The sequence below is a fragment of the Streptomyces sp. SA15 genome (genome assembly GCF_002291145.1).
Classification (GTDB): domain Bacteria; phylum Actinomycetota; class Actinomycetes; order Streptomycetales; family Streptomycetaceae; genus Streptomyces.
In genome coordinates, this window is sequence record NZ_NTGE01000099.1 from 221162 (window position 1) to 239312 (window position 18151).

Annotated in this window: 16 protein-coding genes and 1 pseudogene; 11 read left to right on the plus strand and 6 right to left on the minus strand. The window is 67.9% G+C overall.

Going from position 1 to position 18151, the window contains the following annotated elements:
• Positions 1-127: 127 nt before the first annotated feature.
• The gene (locus CLM62_RS21170; RefSeq protein WP_095751463.1) at positions 128-3286 is read right to left on the minus strand and encodes a DUF1349 domain-containing protein; all 3159 of its coding nucleotides are present in this window, start codon (positions 3284-3286) and stop codon (positions 128-130) included.
• A 208-nt stretch (positions 3287-3494) separates the two neighbouring features.
• Positions 3495-4262: a FadR/GntR family transcriptional regulator gene (locus tag CLM62_RS21175; protein ID WP_095751464.1), complete on the minus strand. Its 768-nt coding sequence runs from the start codon at positions 4260-4262 to the stop codon at positions 3495-3497.
• A gap of 128 nt (positions 4263-4390) precedes the next feature.
• Between CLM62_RS21175 and CLM62_RS21180 the strand changes: the two genes are divergently transcribed.
• From CLM62_RS21180 to CLM62_RS21225, 10 genes and pseudogenes are all read left to right on the plus strand, one after another.
• A complete protein-coding gene (locus CLM62_RS21180; protein ID WP_095751692.1) occupies positions 4391-5506 on the plus strand; it encodes an enolase C-terminal domain-like protein in 1116 nt (371 codons plus the stop codon).
• A 94-nt stretch (positions 5507-5600) separates the two neighbouring features.
• Positions 5601-6965 (plus strand): ABC transporter substrate-binding protein, encoded by a 1365-nt coding sequence (locus tag CLM62_RS21185; protein ID WP_095751465.1) that lies wholly within the window; start codon positions 5601-5603, stop codon positions 6963-6965.
• A 12-nt stretch (positions 6966-6977) separates the two neighbouring features.
• Positions 6978-7907, plus strand: a complete 930-nt coding sequence (locus CLM62_RS21190) for a carbohydrate ABC transporter permease (protein ID WP_179382172.1) — start codon at positions 6978-6980, stop codon at positions 7905-7907.
• A gap of 77 nt (positions 7908-7984) precedes the next feature.
• The gene (locus CLM62_RS21195) at positions 7985-8869 is read left to right on the plus strand and encodes a carbohydrate ABC transporter permease (protein WP_095751466.1); all 885 of its coding nucleotides are present in this window, start codon (positions 7985-7987) and stop codon (positions 8867-8869) included.
• Between the two features lie 159 nt (positions 8870-9028).
• A pseudogene (locus tag CLM62_RS51660) lies at positions 9029-9159 on the plus strand (fumarylacetoacetate hydrolase family protein); the annotation flags it as partial.
• A 20-nt stretch (positions 9160-9179) separates the two neighbouring features.
• The gene (locus CLM62_RS21205) at positions 9180-9938 is read left to right on the plus strand and encodes an SDR family NAD(P)-dependent oxidoreductase (protein WP_095751694.1); all 759 of its coding nucleotides are present in this window, start codon (positions 9180-9182) and stop codon (positions 9936-9938) included.
• On the plus strand, positions 9935-10969 hold the full coding sequence (locus CLM62_RS21210; protein ID WP_095751467.1) for an aldo/keto reductase: 1035 nt from the start codon (positions 9935-9937) through the stop codon (positions 10967-10969). The genes CLM62_RS21205 and CLM62_RS21210 overlap by 4 nt, the downstream gene beginning before the upstream one ends.
• Positions 10970-10974: 5 nt before the next feature.
• Complete coding sequence (locus CLM62_RS21215; RefSeq protein WP_095751695.1) at positions 10975-11877, plus strand: amidohydrolase; 903 nt, start codon at positions 10975-10977, stop codon at positions 11875-11877.
• The gene (locus CLM62_RS21220) at positions 11868-12608 is read left to right on the plus strand and encodes a (Fe-S)-binding protein (protein ID WP_095751468.1); all 741 of its coding nucleotides are present in this window, start codon (positions 11868-11870) and stop codon (positions 12606-12608) included. The genes CLM62_RS21215 and CLM62_RS21220 overlap by 10 nt, the downstream gene beginning before the upstream one ends.
• 1117 nt (positions 12609-13725) lie before the next feature.
• Complete coding sequence (locus CLM62_RS21225) at positions 13726-15672, plus strand: RICIN domain-containing protein (protein WP_095751469.1); 1947 nt, start codon at positions 13726-13728, stop codon at positions 15670-15672.
• A 6-nt stretch (positions 15673-15678) separates the two neighbouring features.
• On the opposite strand, the gene CLM62_RS21230 is transcribed toward CLM62_RS21225, so the two are convergent.
• Positions 15679-16359 (minus strand): DJ-1/PfpI family protein, encoded by a 681-nt coding sequence (locus CLM62_RS21230; protein WP_095751470.1) that lies wholly within the window; start codon positions 16357-16359, stop codon positions 15679-15681.
• Between the two features lie 24 nt (positions 16360-16383).
• Positions 16384-16545 carry a hypothetical protein gene (locus tag CLM62_RS50135; protein WP_179382173.1) on the minus strand — a complete coding sequence of 54 codons (162 nt, stop codon included), beginning with the start codon at positions 16543-16545 and terminating at the stop codon, positions 16384-16386.
• 115 nt (positions 16546-16660) lie between these two features.
• On the opposite strand from CLM62_RS50135, the gene CLM62_RS21235 reads away from it, so the two are divergent.
• Complete coding sequence (locus CLM62_RS21235; RefSeq protein WP_095751471.1) at positions 16661-17029, plus strand: helix-turn-helix domain-containing protein; 369 nt, start codon at positions 16661-16663, stop codon at positions 17027-17029.
• Positions 17030-17193: 164 nt separating this feature from the next.
• Here CLM62_RS21235 and CLM62_RS21240 read toward each other — a convergent pair whose 3' ends face one another.
• On the minus strand, positions 17194-17589 hold the full coding sequence (locus CLM62_RS21240; RefSeq protein ID WP_095751472.1) for a nuclear transport factor 2 family protein: 396 nt from the start codon (positions 17587-17589) through the stop codon (positions 17194-17196).
• Positions 17590-17715: 126 nt separating this feature from the next.
• A complete protein-coding gene (locus CLM62_RS21245; protein ID WP_095751696.1) occupies positions 17716-18117 on the minus strand; it encodes a nuclear transport factor 2 family protein in 402 nt (133 codons plus the stop codon).
• Between the last annotated feature and the right edge of the window lie 34 nt (positions 18118-18151).

The following is an 18151-nucleotide window of genomic DNA, read 5'->3' on the forward strand; positions in this document are numbered from 1 at the left end:
CGATTGCGCGTGCGCGTTGCCATGCCGCACGCAGGTCGGCCCGGACATGACGGTGCTCCACGTGCCGGTGCGGAGGTCGCACCGGCACGCGGAGCTCGTTTCGGAGATCGTGACCCGAACCGCTGCGTCAGCTGACGGAGAACTGGCTGAAGCTCGCGGTGCCGATACTTCCGGCGTGGGCCGTGGAGAACATGCCCGCGTCCAGGGTGCTGTTCGCCCCGGTCAGTGTCGTGGTGCCGACAGTGGTCCAGGTGGTGCCGTCGGCGGAGTAGGAGCCGGTGACCGACGTGCCGCTCCTGACCAGGCGGAGCCAGACCGGGGCGACGGTGGCGCTTCCGGTCTTGATGGTGTTGGTGTCGAGGTAGCCGTCACCGTTGGAGTCCGACTGCAGGGCGATTCCGTTGCCGGGGGTGGTGGCGAGGACGAGGTACCCGGTGGACGAGCCGGCGGAGGCGATGTTGTTTCGCAGCATCAGGCCGGCTTTGGCCCAGCTGTTGGTCTTGTCCTGACTGGCGACGCGGACGGTGACGGTCGAGGACGTTCCAGCGGCCCCCGTCTGGTAGGCGGCGGAATACTCGTCGTCGTATGCCGTGCCGGAGCGCCATACGTCGATGCCCGCGCTGGTCAGGGAGGTCACTCCGCCGCTTTGGCTGACGGCGGCCGGAATCGAACTGTATGCCTTGTAGGGAGAGGTGACGATGCGCAGGTTGCTGAATGTCGCGCTGCCGGCGGTGGTGCTGTGGGCTGTGTGGATGACACCGGCATCCTGGGTGGTCGCCATGGATGGCAGGGTCACCGTCGAGCCGACCTGAGTGAAGGTGGATCCGTCGGTGGAGTAGGAGGCGGACACCTGGGTGGCAGTGCGGGTGAGCCGCAACCAGACCGGTGCCTTGACGGTGGCAGCGGTGGACGTGAGCTGGTCGAGGTAGCCGTCGGCGTTGGAGTCCCGCTGGAAGCTGACGCCGTGGTTCGGGGTCACCACCACAGCCGCGTATCCGGCGGAGGAGCCGTCGTCCGTGAGGTCGTTGCGCAGGACGACGCCGGCCTTGGCCCAGCCGCTGGTCTTGTCCAGGCTGTCGACCCGGGCGGTCACCGACGTGCCGTCGACAGCTGCCCCGTTTCGGAAGACGGTGCCGTACTCGTCGTCGTGCTGTCCGCCGGCACCCCAGATGTCCTTGCCCGCGTCGGTGATCGTGAAGTGGCCGCCGCTCTGGCCGGTGTTGGCGGGGGTGGAGGAGTAGGCGCTGTAGGGGGAGCTGACGGCGTCGGTGGTCAGCGGACGGTACAGGGGCTGGATACCGGCGTTGTTCATGACCGTCTTGGCGGCTGACGGCCAGTTGCCGTCGCTGACGACGACGGTGCCGCTGACTACGTCACCGCGGCCGTTGGTGTTGGTGATGTTCGCGGAACTGTTGTTCGTCCAGTTGTCGGTCAGGGTCAGGGCGCCGGTGTTGTTGGTCGCATTGCTGTTCTCGTGGCCCCATTCGCCGGTGTTCCGGAAGACGTTGTTGGTGTCCGTGAAGTTCCGGGAGCCCTCGTCGTGGTAGAAGCCGAACCAACCGTTGTTGCTGTGGCAGTAGTTGCGTTCGAAGGTGCTGCCCGGTGACGCCGACAGGGTGTACAGGCAGCCGCCGTCGGTCATCTGCTGCATGAGGTCGTGGATGTAGTTGTCGGTGACGTGGTTGTTCGCGGCGGTGGTCGCGGTCGTGTAGATGGGCTGGTAGTTGTACAGGCCGCGGTTGACGTAGTCCTGGCTGCCGCCGATGTCGTTGGCGCCCCAGCCGTAGCCGATGGTGAGGCCGGAGTAGGGCAGGTTGTACACCTCGTTGTGCGAGATGGTCGCGCCGTTCACGTAGGTGACGAGGATGGCCGACATGTCACGGTATTCCAGCGCCACGTCATGGATGAGATTGTTGGTCAGCGTGATGTCCCGGTTGGTCATCCGCCTGTCACGGGGGTGGTGCGCGTCCGCCTGAACGCCGCCGACGGCGATGCCGCCGCCCGCGTCCTGGGTGAAGACGTTGCCGGTCGCTGTGATGCTGCGGGCGCCGAGTCCGACGCCGGTGGTGTGGGCGTTGGCGTCGTTGCCGATGCCGAGGCTGTTCTGTCCGAGCTGGGTGAACCGGTTGCCGGTGAACGCGATGTGGTCGGCGGCCGAGACCTGGACGGCGGAGGGCATCTGCTTCCAGTGAGGGCGTGCCGCCTCGAAGAGCCGGCAACCGCTCTGACACGAGGTCAACGCGTCCGAGGGGCGGTCCCAGGTACCGGAGAGGTACGCGCCGGTCTGCTGGCTGGCGTAGCCGTGGGTGGTGGGGTCCAGCCAGCTGGTGCCCGAGAACTGCAGCCCGGAGAAGGCGATGTGGGTGGCGGGGGAGGAGTACGTCCCTCCGACGCTGATGAGCGACTCCAGCTTCGGCACCTCGACGTCGGCCTTGCTCATGTCCTGCCCGGTGAGCGGCTTGTAGTACAGGGTGCCGGTAGCGGTGTCGAGGTACCACTCGCCGGCTGTGTCGAGGAACTCGTAGGCGTTCTCGATGTAGAGGGGGCCGGCCCGGAAGGGGCTCGTCAGGGTGTCGTAGCCGAACGTGTTGTTGTTCCACGAGGGCTGGGCCATGGTGATGGTGCCGCCGCTGATGCCGGTCACCGGGGCATAGCGGTCGGTGAAGGATCCGATGCCGTGGATCTCGGTCCGGCCGGGCTGCGCGAGGCTGTTGAGGTAGCTCAGTGAGCTGTTGGTGAACGTGTAGCCGCTGGTGGTCGCGGTCAGGTCCGAGCGGGGGATCTCGGCGCGGGCCCTGGTGGCCATGACGCCGTCGACGGACAGATGGCGCGTGTCGAAGCCGGTGCCGACGTCGGCCTTCCAGATGTTCTTGGCCGAGTCCTGCACGGTCCAGCCGGTGGCCTTCTGTGCTCCGGTGATGACGGGGTGGGCGCCCAGCGCGGCCTTCCAGGTCACCGTGTGGCCGCCTGTGCCGGAGTCCGCCGAGGTGAAGGCGAGCGGCGCGGAGAGCCGGTAGGTGCCGTCGGCGAGCTCGACGGTGATGTCACCTTTCATGGAGTTGTTGATCGCCCGCACCTTGGTCTTGGCCTGGGTGACGGAGCACGGCCGTTTCACGGAGCAGGCGGTGCCGGAGCCGCTCGGTGAGGCGTAGAGCGTCGTGCCGGCCGCGAAGGCGGGGCCGGCCTGGGTGAGGACTGCCGCGGTCGAGGCAGTGAGGACGGCGGCTGTGGCCAGCCATGACCTGAGACGGTCAGGAACCGCGGGACGTATGCGGGTTGTTCGCATGTGACACCTTCCGGGAGGTTCAGGGGCCCGTGGTGCTCTTGGCGGGCAGGGGAGAGCCCAGCGGCAGGAGAGGGAAGGGGTAATAGCGATGTAACATTAGACGTCATACGAATTTCGTCAATAGGTCGCGCGCTGTCGACTCGGCCGGACCTGGACATGCGAACGCCCCCGGCCTGTTTGGCTCGGGGGCGAGTCGGTGGGAGTGCTCTCAGGAGGCGGGCGAGCCGACGTTCGGCGAGCGGCGGCGGCTCCAAGCGGTCTGGATGTGTGCCGCCATGGCCTGCGCGGCCCCCTCGGAGTCCCGGGCCAGCAGCCGCTCGGCGACTGCGCGGTGCTCCGCGTTGGCCCGCTCGCATGCGGTCGCGTCCGGAGTGCCGTTGTACAGGAACGTCGTGCGCGCCTGGGCGTGGAGGATCCGGATGATGGAACGCCCGAGCCTGTTGTGGGATGCCTGCATGATCCGGTCGTGGAAGGCCACATCGGTCTCGATGAAGCGTGCCGGGACGGCCGTCTCCTCGTCGAGCCGGGCGAGTAGCCGCTCGATGGCTCGCAGGTCGTCGTCGGTGGCCAGCTCCGCGGCCTGGGCTGTCATCTGGGCTTCCAGCGTCGACCGGATGTCGACCAACTGGTCGAGGACGACGAGCTGGTCGTCATGCTGGACGGTCGCGGCGAGCACGACGGGGTCGAGGAGGTTCCATTCCTCGGGTGGGGTGACGGTGGTGCCGTAGCCCTGCCGGGCCTGGACCAGTCCCTTGGCCTCCAGGGACTTGACCGCCTCGCGGATGGTGATCCGGCTGACGCCGAATGTCTCGCAGAGTTCGGGTTCCACCGGCAGGGTCGATCCTGGCGGAATGGAGCCCGACACGATCGTGTCGGTCAGGCTCTCCATGACGGCCTGCGCCAGTCGGGCCGGACGCTTCGGCCAGGGCTTGAGAACGGGAGGCTCTCCTGTTCTGCCGGTGCTGTCCTTGGCCATGCGGGTCCCCCTTGCTGATGCGGATGGCGGCGAGTCTACTGCGCGGGACTCCTTGACAGCATTCGTATGACGACTTACGTTACACGAAAATTTCGCAACAGTACTTCCCGCTACAAGGGGTGCAAGCCGTGCGCATTGCCGAAGTCGAGTGCCATCCGGTCCGGGTGCCGGGAGCCAGTCCGCCCTTCGTCTGGCGGGACGGACTCCTGGGCAGCCCGTCCGAGGGCGAGGCCGCGGTGCTGCGCATCTGCACGGACGAAGGGGTCGAGGGGGTGGCGATGTCCCCCCGGCGGGGCAGTGGGGTCATCCTGGCGGACCTGCTGGACCGCGTACTGCGCAAGGAACTGGTGGGGCACGATCCCCTGCAGCGGGAATGGCTCTGGCACCGCATGTGGGAGCTGGACCGCACGGAGGAGTTCCCGCTCTATCTGCTGGGTCTGGTCGACACCGCGCTGTGGGACCTGGCCGGACGACTCGCCGACCGGCCCACCTGGCAGATGCTCGGCGGTTACCGCACCTCGATACCCGCCTACGCCTCCACTGTCACCTACTCCTCGGTCGAGGAGTACCTGGACATCGCCGACCAGGCCCTGGAGCTCGGCTACCCGGCCATCAAGCTCCACGCCTGGGGTGACGCCCGCCGCGACGCCCGCCTGTCGGTGGCTTTGCGTGAACATGTGGGGGACGACATCCCGCTGATGTTCGACGGGTCGGCGGGCTTCGACCTCCCCGACGCGGTCTATCTCGGACACGCTCTCTCGGACGCCGACTACCTCTGGTACGAGGAGCCGATGAGGGAGTTCAGTGTCACCGCGTACAAGCGCCTCGCCGACGCGGTGGCCGTTCCCCTCCTCGTGGCCGAGACCTCCGACGGGGCGCACATGAACTCGGCCGATTTCATCCAGGCCGGCGCCGCCACCTTCGGAGTCCGCGCCTCCACCCAACTGCGCGGCGGCTTCACCGGCGCGATGCGCACCGCCCACCTCGCCGACGCCTACCGGCTGCGCGCCGAGGTGCACGGGCCGGAGATCCCCAACCGGCACCTGTGCATGGCCATCTCGAACACCACCTACTACGAGTCGCTGGTCATGGGCAATCCCATCAGCCGCGAGAGCGGCATCGACGCCCACGGCCTCGTTCATGCCCCCACCGGTCCGGGCGTCGCCCTTCCGGCGGGCCTGGATTACCCTCCCGCCCTTCAGTCATTTGTCGACAAGGAGACCGTCACCCCGCCTCGGGCCTGATGACGGGAGCCCCAGGCCCGACGGCCTGTCTCGAACACCCCGAGCGCGGCGCCTCTCACCGCTGTGCGTCATTTCCCAAGATCTGAGGTCAGTCATGAACGACGACGTTCCGGTTTCCTCCCGCCGCCAGCTCAGGCGCACGGCCGTCGCTGTCCTGGGCGCCGTCTCCCTGCTCGTGCTCGCTGCCTGCGGCAGCGCGGATCCCACACCGACGACGACTTCCTCCCCCGACGCCTTCAAACCTGTCGCTCAGAAGGAAGGCAGCGAGATCACGGTCTGGGCGGACGCCACCCGCGTTCCTGGCGTGCAGGCATACCAGAAGGCGCACCCGAGCGTGAAGATCAAGATCGTCACGTACAGCGGGGACGCCAACGGCGCCAACGATCTGCAGACCAAGGTCCAGCTGTTCGATCGCACCGGCAGCGGCTGGCCCGACGTCGCATTCAGCGCCAACGTCAACGACGGCACCTGGGCATCTCAGGGCAAGAGCCCGTATGCCGCGCCCGTCAACCAGGGCGTGGTCTCGCAGTCCACGTTGAAGGGCTTCGCGGACGGCGCGCTGAATCCCTGCACCTTCAACGGCAACACCTACTGCCTCCGGAACGACCTGGCCCAGAACGTGCTCTGGTACAACAAGTCCCTCATGGAGAAGTTCGGGTACTCCGTCCCGACCACCTGGGAGGAGTACCAGGCACTCGGCGAGAAGGTCGCCAAGGAGCACCCCGGCTACCTGGTCGGCACCGCCGGGGACGCCTGGAGCCCCGAGGTGTACTTCTGGGCGAGCCAGTGCCCTGCCAGCACGGCGACCGGTGCCAAGAAGGTGAAGGTGGACCTGCAAGACGCCAAGTGCACCCGGATGGCCAAGCTGCTCGACACTCTGATTGCCAAGGGTTCGGTCTCCAAGGACACCGTCTTCAGCGCCGGCTTCATCAAGAACCAGGCGAGCAAGGTCCTGATGCTCCCCGGCCCGTCCTGGTTCGGCCAGGTGCTCTTCAACTCCACCTTCAAGACCTCCAAGGGACAGATCGCCGCCGCCTCCCCGCTGAAGTTCGAGGGCGACGCCAAGAACTACACCGGGAACGTCGGCGGCGGACTGTGGTTCGTCTCCTCCCACAGCAAGAACCTCAAGGCGGCCGCCGACCTGGTCACCTGGATGACGACCTCCGACGCCTACCAGGGCACCGCGGGCACCTACCCCGCGTACAAGAAGGCCGCGGTCACCTGGCTCGCCAACCAGAAGAAGACCGGCTACTTCGCCGAGGACGTCGGTCCCGTCTTCAAGGAATCCGCGGAACTGATCTGGCCCGGCTGGTCCGCCACCCAGTACAGCCAGGAAGCCATCTACTCCTCCACGGTGGTCCCCGCCCTGAACTCCGGCAAGACCCTCACCGACACCCTGGACACCTGGCAGACGGCCATCACCAACAAGGCCAAGTCCCTCGGCTACACCGTCAACTAGCGAAGCGGACCGATGACCACCCACCTCGCAACGGAGCGGAGCGGCCGCCGCGGCCGCCGCGGCGGCCGCTCGGCCCGAAACCCGGTCGGACGAGCCGGCTACGTCTTCGTCTCCGGCTACGTCCTCCTCCTACTCGCCTTCGGCGTCCTGCCCACCTGTTACGCGGTGTGGCTGGCGCTGTCCAACTCCCGCAACCAGCTCGTCGGAATCGGCAACTTCACCCGGACGTTCACCGACTACCGCTTCGGACCGGCCTTCCTCCACATCGGCCTGTACCTGGTGGTCTGGCTGGCGAGCCTGATGATCCTGGTGGTGCTGCTCTCCCTGATGCTGCACGGCCGCATGCGCAGGACCTCCACCAGCCTGCGGTTCCTGTTCTACCTGCCGGGTGCCCTCGCCGGGGTGGCGAGCGTACTGCTCTTCCTGATCCTCCTCGACCCGGCTGCCAGTCCCGTCGGCTGGCTGCTGAAGGGCTTCGGCTGGAACACCCTCGCCGAGGTCAACGCCCCCGGTCACCTGCCGGTGCTCTTCACCGTCATCGCCTTCTGGACCGGGGCCGGCGGCTGGATCGTGGTCATGTACGGCGCGCTCAACAGCATCCCCGACGAAATCCTGGAGGCCGCCCGCATCGACGGCGCCAGCACGCTCCAGATCGCCCTGCGCATCCAGATCCCGATGATCACCAAGTGGATCGCGTACATGCTGATCCTGGCCTTCGCGGCCGGCACCCAGCTCTTCGTCGAGCCGCAACTGGTCTCCCTCGCCAGCTGGGGCATGATTCCCGACAGCTGGTCACCGAACCAGCTGTCCTACCAGTACGCCTTCCAGGCAGGCGACTTCAACGGCGCGGCGGCGCTCTCCGTCGACCTCCTCATCCTGGGCCTCGCCTGCGCGGCGCTCGTCGTCTTCCGTACCGGCCTGTTCGACAGGGACGAAGGATGACCACAGCTCCCACGACCACAGCCCGCCGAACCCCGCCGCCCCGTACCGCCGGCGCCCGCACCAGCCCGAGGAAGCCCATGCGCCGGAAGCGCCGCCCAAGCTCACTGGCCGCCCGGCTGGCCTGGCTCATCGTCATGGGCCTGTCCGTGCTGTTCTTCTGCGTGCCGGTGGTGTGGCTCCTGCTGGCCCCGACCAAGACCGACGGCCAGATCGTGCGGGACAACCCGTTCTCCTTCGGCTCTCTCGGCGTGGTCGCCGACACCTGGCACCACCTCTACGCGTTCCAGGACGGCGCCATCCTCACCTGGCTGCTGAACTCGGCGGTCTACACGTTCGGCGCGTTGGCCCTGACCCTGGTGACGTCGATCCCCGCCGGATACGCGCTGGCTCTCACTCAGTTCATCGGGCGACGGATGCTGCTGACCATCACCATGCTCGTGATGCTCATGCCGACGGCCGCGATGGTGCTGCCCCTGTACCTGGGGATGAACGCCGTGCACCTGGACGGCACGATCTGGTCGGTGATCCTGCCGTTCTCCTTCTTCCCGTTCGGGGTCTACCTCACCTACATCTACTTCTCCTCCAATGTCCCCTCGGACCTGCTGTCCGCCGCGCGGATCGACGGCTGCTCGGAGTGGCAGGTCTTCCGTCTCGTCGCGATGCCGCTGGCCAAGCCCGTGATCGCCCTGGTCGGCTTCTTCAACTTCGTCGGCAACTGGAACAACTTCTTCCTGCCGTTCGTGATGCTGCCCGACAGCTCCCAATATCCGGCGCAGGTGGGGCTGAACAACCTGCTCGCCGCCTCGCCGCTGTTCAACACCTCCAGCGGCACGGGCAACCAGATCATGCGACCCGAACTGGCCCTGGCCACCCTCGTGACCATCGTCCCCGTTCTGATCGTCTTCCTCTTCTCCCAACGCGCTCTCGTGTCCGGCATGCTCGCCGGCTCGACGAAGGAGTGAGGTGGCAGCCGCACCCTTGGCGCCGGCGCCGTACTCAACCGGCGTCCCCTGACGTCGGCGTCGTGCCAAGCCCCACGCCGTGCGGACGGCCACGCCAGTGCGTCACCAGGCAGGCCCATGGCGGGCTGTCCGGCAACGCCGCCCACACTCACGGAAGGAGTGATCAACACCGGTGCTCCCGCGGGCGTGGCCTCGGCCTTCCCGGCACCGCCTACCTCCGCCCCGGCGACACCGTCGAGCTCTCCGTCGACGGTTTCGGCGCCCAGCGCCAGACCTTCGGCCAAGCGTGAAAGGCACCCCTTTGACCAGCATGAGCGGCCTGTCAGGGCTCAAGGCCGTCGTCACCGGCGGCGCGTCCGGGATCGGGCTGGCCACGTCCCGGATGCTGGCCGAGCACGGCGCCACGGTGGCCGTCCTCGACCTCGACCCCTCCGGTGCCCCCGAGCCACTGATCGCCATCAAGGCCGACCTCAGCGACGATGCCTCGGTACGCGTCGCCGTGGAGACCGCTGCCGGGCAGCTCGGTGGCCTGGACATCCTGGTCAACAACGCGGGCATCGGCGCCGTCGGTACCGTCGAGGACAACCTGGACGATGAGTGGCACCGCGTCCTCGACGTCAACGTCCTCGGAACGGTGCGCACCACCCGCGCCGCCCTGCCGTATCTACGGCGCTCGTCACACGCGGCGGTCGTCAACACATGCTCCATCGCGGCCACCGCGGGCCTCCCCCAGCGCGCCCTGTACTCCGCCAGCAAGGGTGCGGTGCTGTCGCTGACCCTGGCGATGGCCGTGGACCATGTCCGTGAGGGCATCCGCGTCAACTGCGTCAACCCCGGCACCGCCGACACACCCTGGGTGACCCGGCTCCTGGACGCCGCAGACGACCCGGAGGCGGAACGCGCCGCCCTCGACGCACGCCAGCCCCTGGGACGCCTGGTCACCGCGGACGAGGTGGCAGCGGCCGTGGTCTACCTGGCGAGCCCTGCCGCAGGGTCCGTCACCGGCATCGCCCTCGCCGTCGACGGTGGCATGCAGGGGCTCCGGCTGCGCCCGGCGGTCGGCTCATGAGAGCGACGACGCTGGGCGGCACCGGTGCCAGGATCACCGAGCTGTCGTTCGGGGCCGCCGGCATCGGCAACCTCTTCCGCCCGGTCACCGACGAGGCCGCCTTCGCCACGGTGGAGGCGGCCTGGGACGCGGGCGTACGCACCTTCGACACCGCCCCGCACTACGGACTCGGGCTGTCCGAGCGACGCCTGGGCGCCGCGCTGCGCGGACGCGACCGCGACACGTACACCGTCTCCACCAAGGTCGGGCGGCTGCTCGAACCCAACCCGGAGGGCGGCCACGGCGACGATCTCGCCCACGGCTTCGCCGTGTCCGACACCCACCGGCGAGTGTGGGACTTCAGCTCCGACGGTGTCCTGCGCTCCCTGGAAGGGAGCCTGGACCGCCTCGGCCTGGACCGTGTGGACATCGCCTTGCTACACGACCCGGACCACCACGCCGAGCAGGCTCTCACCGAGGCATACCCGGCGCTGGAACGGCTGCGCGGCGAAGGCGTCGTCAAGGCGATCGGCATCGGAGTGAACCAGTGCGCGCTCCCCGCCCGCTTCCTGCGCGAGACCGACATCGACGTGGTGTTGCTCGCCGGCCGCTACACCCTGCTGGAGCAGGAGGGGCTTGCGGAGGTACTGCCGGAGGCCGCCGCCCGCGGCAGGAGAGTCATCGTCGGCGGGGTGTTCAACTCGGGTCTGCTCACCGACCCGAAACCCGGGGCCACGTACGACTACGCGCCCACCCCACCACATGTGCTCGACCGGGCCCTGCGCATGAAGGCGGTCACCGAACGCCACGGCGTATCGCTGCGAGCAGCCGCTCTGCGCTTCCCATTCGGCCATCCGGCGGTCGCGAGCGTACTGTCCGGAGCTCGTTCCGCCGAGGAGGTCCGCGACACAGTGGATCAGCTGCGGCGAACGATGCCGGCCGCGGTCTGGGACGGACTGCGCGCCGAGGGGCTGCTGCCCCCGCACGTCCCCGTCCCCGCCGCCACACCGGTCGAAGAAACCGATCGACCGAAGGAGGAGTCGTGGGGGTGACCGCCATGGAGGCGAACACCGGTGAGGGCGTCATCGACGCACACCACCACGTATGGGACCTCTCCCTCCGTGACCAGGACTGGATCACCGGACCGGAACTCGCCCCGCTGCGCCGCGACTTCACGCTTGCCGACCTGGAGCCGGAGGCCCGGGCAGTCGGCGTCACCGCGACGGTCCTGGTCCAGACGATCGATGTACCGGAGGAAACGCCCGAGTTCCTGGCCTTGGCCCAGGACAGCGACCTGGTGGCCGGCGTCGTGGGCTGGACCGACCTGACCTCCCCGGATGTCGCCCGCGCGCTCGCGGCGCTGCGCGAGGGGCCGGGTGGCGAGCACCTGGTGGGCATCCGCCACCAGGTGCAGGGCGAATCCGATCCTCGCTGGCTGGTGCGGCCGGACGTGCTGCGTGGGCTCGCCGCAGTGGCCGAGGCAGGGCTCGTGTACGACCTGGTTATCAGGCCCCACCAGCTTGCGGCCGCCCATGAGACCGCCCGACTGCTTCCCAGCCTCACCTTCGTACTCGATCACGCGGGCAAGCCCCCCATCGCCTCTGGCGAGCTGCGGCCGTGGGCGGACGCGGTGCGTCTGCTGGCCTCGCTGCCCAACACCGTCTGCAAGCTCTCCGGCATGGTGACCGAGGCCGACTGGGACCAGGGGAGCGTCGAGGACCTCCGGCCGTACGCGGACACAGTGCTGGATGCTTTCGGACCGCGGCGGCTGATGTTCGGCTCCGACTGGCCCGTCTGCCGGCTGGCCGCCACCTACGCCGAAGTCGTCGCCGCCGCCCAGGAGTTGACGGCAGCACTCCATCCTGCCGAACGCCGCGAGGTCTTCACCGGCACCGCCCTGCGGACCTACGGACTGACCGTCACCGGCTCCCCGGCTCCTCAGGAAGCACCATGCGCGTAGCTCTCTTCATCACCTGTTTCAACGACATGATGTTCCCCCGCACCGGCCGCGCGGTGACCGAACTACTGGAACGGCTCGGCCACACCGTGGAGTTCCCGCAGGGCCAGACCTGCTGCGGTCAGATGCACTTCAACACCGGCTACTGCCCCGAGACCCTGCCCCTGGTGCGCCGTTTCGCGGAGGTCTTCGCGGGTTACGACGCCGTGGTCACCCCTTCCGGCTCTTGCGCGGGCATGGTCCGCGACCATCACCGGGTGGTGGCCGCCCAGTTGGGGGACCCCGCGCTCACCGAGGCGGTCGGGCGGGTGGTGCCGACGGTGTACGAGCTGTCGGAACTCCTCGTCGACGTCCTCGGCGTCACCGATGTCGGCGCGTACTTCCCGCACAGGGTCACCTACCACCCGACCTGCCACTCGCTGCGCATGCTGCGCGTCGGCGACCGGCCGCTCAGGCTGCTGCGCGCGGTGAAGGGCATCGACCTGGTCGAACTGCCCGCCGCCGAGTCCTGCTGTGGCTTCGGCGGCACCTTCGCGCTCAAGAACGCGGACGTGTCGAACGCCATGCTGGCCGACAAGATGCGCCATGTCCTGGATACCGGCGCCGAGTTCCTGTGCGCGGGCGACAACTCCTGCCTGACGCACATCGGCGGCGGTCTGTCCCGGCTGCGTACCGGCGTCGGGACGATGCACCTGGCCGAAATCCTGGCCTCCACGGAAGGGGACGTACGGTGAGCGGTGCTGACAACGTCGTATGGCTGGGCACCCCGGCCCTTCCCGAGGCAGCGGGCGCCACGCTCGCCGACACCCGGCTGTGTCACCCAGGAGCAGGACCCCCGCGGGGACGCGTCATCACCCTGCCCGGGCCCGCTGCTGCCCGATACCGGCGGCTACCGCGTCGTCACGGACGGGCGGCGCGTGCGGCGGTCCTGGCGTTGCTCGCGTCCGACCCGTCTGGAGGTGCGTTCGCAGGGCCCCAGCCACCCTATTCACCCGATCTATTGGACCTTTCACATCCTGCGTCTCGGCGGCTTGATCCTGAGACTTGAGTGTGCCACCAGCTGTGATCACGGGATTTCTGTCGATCCTCTAGACAGACCCTGCACTGAAGCCCCTTAATAGATCCGATGTTACTCCGGCGAAACACACGCAGTGCGGGTGGCCTCTCTCCTGCTCGCCGTCTGAGGGTGACTAGTCACTCCGTTCAGCCCGGTTGTCGAGCCGCAGCACCGTGTGTTGTCCCGCAAAGAGTTAGGAGCGCACGTTGTCAGAGCCGGTCAGCCACCGAAGGGAAGCTCGCCGGCATGGCGGTCCGCCGAGGGCGGGCTTCGCCCTCCGTCCGTGCCTTCTCCATGCAGGAGCTCCTGATGCCCGGCGCGCCGTAGTGCTCGTGCCGGCCGCCTTCCTGAGTGTGGTCCCACTACTCATCAACGGATTGCGCGCCCAGGCCGCTCCGGCACCGTGACCAACGCATCCCGGTTTCACCGACACCGCCGACGGCGACCGCACCTGGCCAGGTAGCTTCCGGCCTGCCTCGAGCGGTACCACGTCCCGCGACGCGCCCCTCTTCCAGGCGACATTGGCGCGACGGCCAGAGGCACCTGGCAGCGGGAAGACCTGACCTGCACGTCTACCTCTCAGCGCCGAGGCGATTACGCCTCCCACGACAGCCCGGTCGCCAACCTCGGGCGGTCACCTTCCACTTGGCACCTGCCCAGCCGGCAGGTTCCAGCGGAGCACCGTTTCGCAGCCACTTTGACAATCCGTGCGTGCCCCGGCACCCAGGCCGACGTCGACTGCCACCTGGCACGTCGTCATCGCGATCAATGCCATCGATCCTCAGGAGTGGGCCATGTCCTCATCAAGAATGAATCGCCGTACGTTTCTCGGCGCCGCGGGTGCGGCGACCGCCGCGACCGCCCTGCCGATCGTCCCCGGCTTCTCCGGCCTTCTGTCGCAGGCGGCCGCCGCAGACACACAGAGCAACCTGAGCAAGATGGTCGACATGCGGTTCGGCATGTTCAACCACTTCAGCCTGGGCACGTTCACGAACCAGGAGTGGGCCGAACCCAACCAGAGCCCCACCCTTTTCGCTCCCCCGAGCGTCAACTGCGCGCAGTGGGCCGACGCGGCGGTTGCCGCGAAGATGAGTTACGGCATCCTGACCACCAAGCACCATGACGGCTTCGCCCTGTGGCCGAGCGCCCATGGCACCCAGAACGTCGCGAACAGCTCTTACAAGCAGGACGTGGTGCGGGCGTACTGCGATGCCTTCCGGGCGAAGGGGCTGAAGGTCGGGTTCTACTACTCGATCTGGGACCGCACCTTCGGCGTCGAGGCATGGGAGAGCCGACACAAGGTGACCGGGCTCGAGATCACCGATGCCATCCAGCCCGGCGACATGACCTTCATCCTCGGTCAGATCACCGAGTTGCTCACCAACTACGGCACCATCGACATGTTCATGACCGACGGTTACGCATGGCAGATGGGGCAGCAGGCCGTCTCCTACCAGAGGATCCGTTCGCTGGTGAAGCAGCTGCAGCCGGACTGCGTCATGATCGACATCGGCGGACTGACCGAGCCCTTCCTCAGCGACGCGATCTTCTTCGAGGAGCCGCTGGGCATCACGGCGCCGGCGGGCAACACCTACGCCGGAATGCAGGGACAGACCATCAGCAACGGCTGGTTCTGGCACCCCTCCACCCCGACCGAAAGCCTCATGAGCAAGTCCGCGATCCTCTCCCACCTCACCGACCTGGAACCCAAGTACACCTCCTTCATCCTCAACTGCCCGCCCAACCGCGACGGCCTGCTGGACACCAACATCGTCAACCGCCTCGCCGAGGTCGGCGCCGCATGGAGCCCCGACACCTCCAGGCCGCCGCTGCCCACCCAGCTGCTGCGCGCCGAGCACCCCCTCACACCGGTCAACGCGTATGCGACCGCCTTCCACACCGGCGAGGGACCGCTCCACGCCATCGACGGACTCAGCGACGTCCGCTACGAGACCTGCTGGTCGACGTGGAGCCTGTCGCTGCCGCAGTCCATCACCATCGACCTGGGCGGCGTGTGGAGCAACGTCTCCACCCTGGAGTACCTGCCCAAGCAGTGGAACCGCAGCAACTCCACCGACGGCGACATCACCTCCTACACCATCTCCACCAGCACCGACGGGGTCACCTTCACCCAGGTCGCCACCGGCACCTGGGCCGGCAACCAGAAGACCAAGCTGGTCGAGTGGCCGGCCAGGAACGTGGGCTTCGTACGGATCCAGGTCAACGCGGCCACCGGCGGCTACGCCAACATCGGCGGCCTCCGGATCGGCGGCCGGACCGCCAAGCCGGCGCTGGTGTCCACCACACTGCCCGGCGACGGCACCGTCTACCGGCTGGTCGCCCGGCACAGCGGCAAGGTCGCCGACGTGGAGGGCGCGCGCACCGCCAACGGCACCAACGTCCATCAGTGGCCATGGCTCAACCAGGCGAACCAGAAGTGGACCTTCACCAGCACCGGCGACGGCTACTACAAGATCAAGGGTGTGGGCAGCGGCAAGCTCCTGGAGGTCGCGGATCTCTCCCGCGCGGACGGCGGCAACGTCGGCATCTGGTCAGACGCCGGCGCCCCCCAGCAGCACTGGGCCGTCACGCCCACCGGTGACGGCAACTACTTCCTCATCAACCGCTACAGCGGGCTCTCCCTCGGCGTCGACGAGGCCAGCACCACCGACGGAGCCAACATCGAGCAGCAGCCGTACGCGTCACAGACGCGGCAGCAATGGCAGATCATCCAGTCCTGACCTGCGCTACGAGTTGCGCCAGACCGTGCCGCGGCGCTCGTACTCCAATACGGTCTCGACCTGGTTGGCGAACTGCGCGCCGAGGAACCGCTCGACCAGCCAGACCGCGGCATCCAGGCCGGAGGTGATGCCACCGCACGTGACGAGGTCACCGTCATCGACCACGCGCGCGTTGACCACCTTCGCGCCCTGTGCGGCGAGTGCGGCCTTGGTGTCCGAGTGGGTGGTGGCCGGCCTGCCGCGCGTGAATCCGGCCGCCGACAAGGCCATCACGCCCGTGCAGACCCCGACCATGATCGCTTCGACGTCGGCGAGGCGCCGGATGAACGCCTTGTCCGCGAGCAGCCGGTGCATGCCCGATCCTGGCTGGTCGTGCCGCATGCCGCCGGGCACGATCAGCACATCGGCGTCCTGCGGTGACCAGCCGCGCGGTACCTCGATCCGCAGCCCCCTCGACGCGGTGACCATGGTCGGCTTGTTGGTCGACACCAGTGTCGTCCGGATGGCGCCGCCCATGGTGGCGGCGATGGACAGCACGTCGAAAGGCGCGATGGAATCCAGTTCCTCCACACCCTCGTAGAGCAGAATCTGGACACGCAACGGCGACGCCGCCGAGGCGAGGGGCGCGCCCGCCGCCGCCAGCCCGGTCGACAACGCGGACGCCTGCAGGAAAGTACGACGTTCCATGGATTACCTCCCAGTGAGAACTCTCTACTGACTGGTCGGCTCGGCCCCACCGGTAGTTCCCGGCGCTGTTGTGGAGGGTTTACCGGCGATGTCGTCGGCGAACATGCCGGCGACCGCGGCGAAGTCATTGGCGGACACCGCTTCGACGTAGCGGTTGGTGACGGCGAGCGTGGTGGTGGGCTCCATGGTCGATTCTCCTCAGCCGAGTTCGGCCGAGCTGAGTCGAGTACTGCCTGCTGGGGCCCTACACTCACCACCGGTAACCAGTCGCCTCCACGTAACCGATGAGGGGATGTCACGCATGCCACAACTGCCGGCCTTCGACGTCATGACGGCGACCTGCCCGTCCCGCACCTCACTCGCTCGCGTCGCCAACAAGTGGACGGCCATGGTGGTCATCGCCCTCAGTGCCGACCGCATGCGCTTCCGCGACCTGCGCGCCACCGTCGACGGCATCAGCTCCAAGGTCCTCACCGAAACCCTCCGAGACCTGGAACGGGACGGAATCGTCACCCGGCATGTGTACGCCGAGGTACCGCCCAGAGTCGAATACGAGCTGACCGCACTGGGTCGCACCCTTCACGCCCCGATTCATGCATTGGGCAGTTGGGCCGAGGACCACATCTCCGAAGTACTCGCGGCCCGCGAGAGCTACGACGCCCGCCAGTGACCGTGACTGGTCACCAGAGGTGAGCGGGCGGCGTCCTGAACTCGCGCCCGGAACCGCCCGGAGTCGAGGCATCCTGCCGCAGGTCGCCCGGTAACCCACGCCACAAGCCGTCCGGCACGTACCGCAGTGCCGGACGGCCTCCGTCTGGGAAGGATGCAGGCGGCCTACTGTCCCCAGAAGGCGTCCTCGGCCGCCTGGTCGCCGGAGAACAGCCACATCTCGACGATCTTGCCGTCCTTGAGGCGCAGGACATCCACGCCGTCCATGCTCATGGAGGCGTCCTCGCGCCGCCCGGCGAAGTGGATCGAGGCGGCGACCATGTCGCCGTTGCCCATGAGGGAGTGGATCGTGTCGATGGCGAAGGAGCCCTGGCTGGCCTCCATCATCCCGCCGAGCATCGCGAAGACGGCGTCGCGCCCCTTGCGCTCACCGGAGAACTGGTTGGCGCCCGGCTGATGCCAGACGATCTCCTCGTCCAGAAGCTCCCCAACCTTGGCCAGGTCGCCCTTCTGTACGGACTGGAAGTACTCACGCGCAATGTCGACGTTCTTGCTGGTCATGGCAACGCTCCTTACGCCCCTGACATAGAGGCAGTACGACTTACTGTTACAGGTTGGATACGAGGCGCGACGTGCGCGACTCAAGGTGGATCAACGACGCCCGGTCAGCCTTCGGCGGACCCGTCCTCAGGCACTGCCCCAGAACTCGTCCTCGCCCTGCTGGCCCACCGAGAAGAGCCAGACCTCCGCGATGCGCTCGCCTTCGAGCCGCAGCAGGTCGACGCCGTTCATCCCCATCTCCACGCCGTCCCGCTCGGCCGAGAAGTGGACGGGCACCGCGACCAGCGAGCCGTTCGCCATGGGCTCCATGGTCGGCTCCAGTGCGAACGTCCCTTCGGTGACCGTCATCATGCCGCCGAACATCTCGCCGATCGCGGCCGTGCCGCGATGGGAACCGGAGAAGCGGTTGTCGCCCGGCTGGTGCCACACGATGTCGTCGGCGAACAAGCCGGTGACGGTGGCGAAGTCCTTGGCGGAGACGGCGTCGGCGTACTGCCGGGCGATCCTGAGCGCGGTGGTGGACCCCATGGCCGGCCCCTCTCCTTCGGTGAGTTCGTCCTGC